Raw genomic sequence first — 5,554 nt, 5'->3', positions numbered from 1 at the left:
CGGGTGTGTCCGATCCTTGAGAACTCAACAGCGTGCACTATGTCATATGCCAATTTATCCTCGTCACTGGCATCGGCCTTTTTGGTTGGTGTTGGTGTTGGGATTCCTTTGGATTAGATATTTCGGATTGTCAGTTTGAGATTCGATTCTAGTCAGTTCGAACTCGCATTCCTTTTGGCCTTTGGGTTGGGGGGTTTGTAAACATTTTTTATGGAGAGTTTGATCCTGGCTCAGGACGAACGCTGGCGGCGTGCTTAACACATGCAAGTCGAACGATGAACTTGGGTGCTTGCACCTGGGGGATTAGTGGCGAACGGGTGAGTAACACGTGAGTAACCTGCCCTTCACTCTGGGATAAGCGCTGGAAACGGCGTCTAATACTGGATACGACCTTCACAGGCATCTGTTGGGGGTGGAAAGATTTTTCGGTGGGGGATGGACTCGCGGCCTATCAGCTTGTTGGTGAGGTAATGGCTTACCAAGGCGACGACGGGTAGCCGGCCTGAGAGGGTGACCGGCCACACTGGGACTGAGACACGGCCCAGACTCCTACGGGAGGCAGCAGTGGGGAATATTGCACAATGGGCGCAAGCCTGATGCAGCAACGCCGCGTGAGGGATGACGGCCTTCGGGTTGTAAACCTCTTTTAGCAGGGAAGAAGCTTTCGGGTGACGGTACCTGCAGAAAAAGCACCGGCTAACTACGTGCCAGCAGCCGCGGTAATACGTAGGGTGCGAGCGTTGTCCGGAATTATTGGGCGTAAAGAGCTCGTAGGCGGTCTGTCGCGTCTGCTGTGAAATCCCGAGGCTCAACCTCGGGTCTGCAGTGGGTACGGGCAGGCTAGAGTGCGGTAGGGGAGAATGGAACTCCTGGTGTAGCGGTGGAATGCGCAGATATCAGGAAGAACACCGATGGCGAAGGCAGTTCTCTGGGCCGTAACTGACGCTGAGGAGCGAAAGCGTGGGGAGCGAACAGGATTAGATACCCTGGTAGTCCACGCCGTAAACGTTGGGCGCTAGATGTGGGGACCATTCCACGGTTTCCGTGTCGCAGCTAACGCATTAAGCGCCCCGCCTGGGGAGTACGGCCGCAAGGCTAAAACTCAAAGGAATTGACGGGGGCCCGCACAAGCGGCGGAGCATGCGGATTAATTCGATGCAACGCGAAGAACCTTACCAAGGCTTGACATATACCGGAAACGGCCAGAGATGGTCGCCCCGCAAGGTCGGTATACAGGTGGTGCATGGTTGTCGTCAGCTCGTGTCGTGAGATGTTGGGTTAAGTCCCGCAACGAGCGCAACCCTCGTTCTATGTTGCCAGCACGTTATGGTGGGAACTCATAGGAGACTGCCGGGGTCAACTCGGAGGAAGGTGGGGATGACGTCAAATCATCATGCCCCTTATGTCTTGGGCTTCACGCATGCTACAATGGCCGGTACAAAGGGCTGCGATACCGTAAGGTGGAGCGAATCCCAAAAAGCCGGTCTCAGTTCGGATTGAGGTCTGCAACTCGACCTCATGAAGTCGGAGTCGCTAGTAATCGCAGATCAGCAACGCTGCGGTGAATACGTTCCCGGGCCTTGTACACACCGCCCGTCAAGTCATGAAAGTCGGTAACACCCGAAGCCGGTGGCCCAACCTTTTTGGAGGGAGCCGTCGAAGGTGGGATCGGTGATTAGGACTAAGTCGTAACAAGGTAGCCGTACCGGAAGGTGCGGCTGGATCACCTCCTTTCTAAGGAGCACTGGCACCGTTTGGGTGTCCAGGCGCCAGGCCGGGACGACTGTTCTCGGCTGGTTGCTCATGGGTGGAACATTGACATAGGCCTTCAGATGAAGGGTTCGAAGCTAGTACGGCTCCTTAGGGGGTGGGGAACGTTTCGGGTCTGGAGTGTGGGGGCATGCACGCTGTTGGGTCCTGAGGGACCGGGCCGCACTGTGATGGTGTGGACTGAACCTCTGGACCCTTTTCTGGTCTGCCTGGTTGGGTGGGCGTGGGGGAGGGTACCGACCGTATTTTGAGAACTACACAGTGGACGCGAGCATCTTAGAGACAAGCCCTTTGGGGTTTGTTTCACAAGATCTAATCAACACCCTTTCGGGGGTGTGTAGATCATTGGTCAATCTGCTCACCTTTTGGGGTGGGCTGATCGATTCTTAACTCATGTGATTTCAAGTTTCTAAGAGCAAACGGTGGATGCCTTGGCATCTGGAGCCGAAGAAGGACGTAGCAATCTGCGATAAGCCTCGGGGAGTTGATAAGCGAACTTTGATCCGAGGGTGTCCGAATGGGGAAACCCGGCCAGGCCCTTTGTGGTGACCTGGTTACTCCCGCCTGAATATATAGGGCGGGTAGAGGGAACGTGGGGAAGTGAAACATCTCAGTACCCACAGGAAGAGAAAACAACAGTGATTCCGTTAGTAGTGGCGAGCGAACGCGGATGAGGCTAAACCGATCATGTGTGATAGCCGGCAGGTGTTGCATGGTCGGGGTTGTGGGACTTTCCGTTCTGTTCTGCCGAGCAGTGAACGTGATGCGTGGATATAGGCGAACGGTTTTGAATGGCCGGTCATAGAGGGTGCGAACCCCGTAGCCGAAATGTGTGACGCAGCGTGGAGAGTATCCCAAGTAGCACGGGGCCCGAGAAATCCCGTGTGAATCTGTCAGGACCACCTGATAAGCCTAAATACTCCCAGATGACCGATAGCGGACAAGTACCGTGAGGGAAAGGTGAAAAGTACCCCGGGAGGGGAGTGAAATAGTACCTGAAACCGTTTGCTTACAAACCGTTGGAGCCTCCTTGTTGGGGTGACAGCGTGCCTTTTGAAGAATGAGCCTGCGAGTTAGCGATATGTGGCGAGGTTAACCCGTGTGGGGTAGCCGTAGCGAAAGCGAGTCTGAATAGGGCGTTTTTAGTCGCATGTCCTAGACCCGAAGCGAAGTGATCTACCCATGGCCAGGTTGAAGCGACGGTAAGACGTCGTGGAGGACCGAACCCACTTCAGTTGAAAATGGAGGGGATGAGCTGTGGGTAGGGGTGAAAGGCCAATCAAACTTCGTGATAGCTGGTTCTCTCCGAAATGCATTTAGGTGCAGCGTTGCGTGTTTCTTGCCGGAGGTAGAGCTACTGGATGGCCGATGGGCCCTACAAGGTTACTGACGTCAGCCAAACTCCGAATGCCGGTAAGTGAGAGCGCAGCAGTGAGACGGTGGGGGATAAGCTTCATCGTCGAGAGGGAAACAACCCAGACCACCAACTAAGGTCCCTAAGCGCGTGCTAAGTGGGAAAGGATGTGGAGTTGCACAGACAACCAGGAGGTTGGCTTAGAAGCAGCCACCCTTGAAAGAGTGCGTAATAGCTCACTGGTCAAGTGATTCCGCGCCGACAATGTAACGGGGCTCAAGCACGCCACCGAAGTTGTGGCATTGACATTAGTGGTAGGCCTTCGTGGTCCAGCCGTGTTGATGGGTAGGAGAGCGTCGTGTGGGCAGTGAAGCGGCGGAGTGATCCAGCCGTGGAGCCCACACGAGTGAGAATGCAGGCATGAGTAGCGAAAGACGGGTGAGAAACCCGTCCTCCGAAAGACCAAGGGTTCCAGGGCCAGGCTAATCCGCCCTGGGTAAGTCGGGACCTAAGGCGAGGCCGACAGGCGTAGTCGATGGACAACGGGTTGATATTCCCGTACCGGCGAAGAACCGCCCCAGTCAATCCAGTGATGCTAAGAGCCCGAAACCCTGTTTCGATCCCTTCGGGGTGAGATCCGGGGAGGTAGCGCTCGACCCTATGCTGGTGCGGCTAGCGTATTAACAGGTGTGACGCAGGAAGGTAGCCGATGCCGGGCGATGGTTGTCCCGGTGCAAGTGCGTAGGCCGAACGATAGGCAAATCCGTCGTTCATGAAGGCTGAGACACGATGCGGACCCGTTTGGGGAAGTTGGTGATCCTATGCTGCCGAGAAAAGCATCGACGCGAGGTTCCAGCCGCCCGTACCCTAAACCGACTCAGGTGGTCAGGTAGAGAATACCAAGGAGATCGAGAGAATCGTGGTTAAGGAACTCGGCAAAATGCCCCCGTAACTTCGGGAGAAGGGGGGCCTGACGCGTATTAGGACTTGCTCCGAAAGCGTGTGAAGGCCGCAGAGACCAGTGGGAAGCGACTGTTTACTAAAAACACAGGTCCGTGCCAAGTCGCAAGACGATGTATACGGACTGACGCCTGCCCGGTGCTGGAAGGTTAAGAGGAAGGGTCAGCCGCAAGGCGAAGCTCAGAATTTAAGCCCCAGTAAACGGCGGTGGTAACTATAACCATCCTAAGGTAGCGAAATTCCTTGTCGGGTAAGTTCCGACCTGCACGAATGGCGTAACGACTTCCCAGCTGTCTCAACCGCGAACTCGGCGAAATTGCATTACGAGTAAAGATGCTCGTTACGCGCAGCAGGACGGAAAGACCCCGTGACCTTTACTACAGCTTGGTATTGGTGTTCGGTGTGGCTTGTGTAGGATAGGTGGGAGACTGTGAAGCGGGCACGCTAGTGTTCGTGGAGTCATTGTTGAAATACCACTCTGGTCACTCTGGATGTCTAACTTAGAACCGTAATCCGGTTCAGGGACAGTGCCTGGTGGGTAGTTTAACTGGGGCGGTTGCCTCCTAAAGAGTAACGGAGGCGCCCAAAGGTTCCCTCAACCTGGTTGGCAATCAGGTGTCGAGTGTAAGTGCACAAGGGAGCTTGACTGTGAGACTGACAGGTCGAGCAGGGACGAAAGTCGGGACTAGTGATCCGGCAGTGGCTTGTGGAAGCGCTGTCGCTCAACGGATAAAAGGTACCTCGGGGATAACAGGCTGATCTTGCCCAAGAGTCCATATCGACGGCATGGTTTGGCACCTCGATGTCGGCTCGTCGCATCCTGGGGCTGGAGTAGGTCCCAAGGGTTGGGCTGTTCGCCCATTAAAGCGGTACGCGAGCTGGGTTTAGAACGTCGTGAGACAGTTCGGTCCCTATCCGCTGCGCGCGTAGGAAGTTTGAGAGGATCTGACCCTAGTACGAGAGGACCGGGTTGGACGAACCTCTGGTGTGTCAGTTGTTCCGCCAGGAGCACCGCTGATTAGCTACGTTCGGGATGGATAACCGCTGAAAGCATCTAAGCGGGAAGCCGGCCTCAAGATGAGACTTCCATACCCTCGGGTGAGAGGCTCCCAGCCAGACGACTGGGTTGATAGGCCGGATGTGGAAGCAGGGACTAAAGACCTGTGCAGCTGACCGGTACTAATAAGCCAACAACTTGATAATCACTATTCCCATACACGTTTGACTAAAAGGCCCGTATGGGAAGCAATGATGCTCCGCGTCCACTGAGTGGTTCCCGATGTACGGTCGGGGAACCAAACAAGCAGCAACACCGCTAGCTTGACGTTCACTATTGATACATCAACAGTGTTTCGGCGGCCATAGCGAGAGGGAAACGCCCGGTCACATTCCGAACCCGGAAGCTAAGACTCTCAGCGCCGATGGTACTGCAAGGGGGACCTTGTGGGAGAGTAGGACACCGCCGGACTT

At 55.3% G+C, this 5,554-nt stretch carries 3 rRNA genes; all 3 read left to right on the top strand.

Features of this window, described 5'->3' with window-relative positions:
* Positions 1–207: 207 nt before the first annotated feature.
* The 3 genes from ACX9R5_RS18720 to rrf all read left to right on the top strand — a co-directional run bounded on the left by ACX9R5_RS18720 (position 208) and on the right by rrf (position 5,552).
* Positions 208–1,734: ribosomal RNA gene (locus tag ACX9R5_RS18720) — 16S ribosomal RNA — on the top strand.
* A 435-nt stretch (positions 1,735–2,169) separates the two neighbouring features.
* Positions 2,170–5,287: ribosomal RNA gene (locus ACX9R5_RS18715) — 23S ribosomal RNA — on the top strand.
* A gap of 148 nt (positions 5,288–5,435) precedes the next feature.
* Positions 5,436–5,552, top strand: a 5S ribosomal RNA gene (rrf, locus tag ACX9R5_RS18710).
* Together the 16S, 23S and 5S rRNA genes form the textbook arrangement of a ribosomal RNA operon.
* The last annotated feature ends 2 nt before the right edge of the window (positions 5,553–5,554 follow it).

The sequence above is a fragment of the Rathayibacter sp. CAU 1779 genome, assembly GCF_054551755.1.
This window is presented reverse-complemented; position numbering and strand designations above follow the sequence as displayed.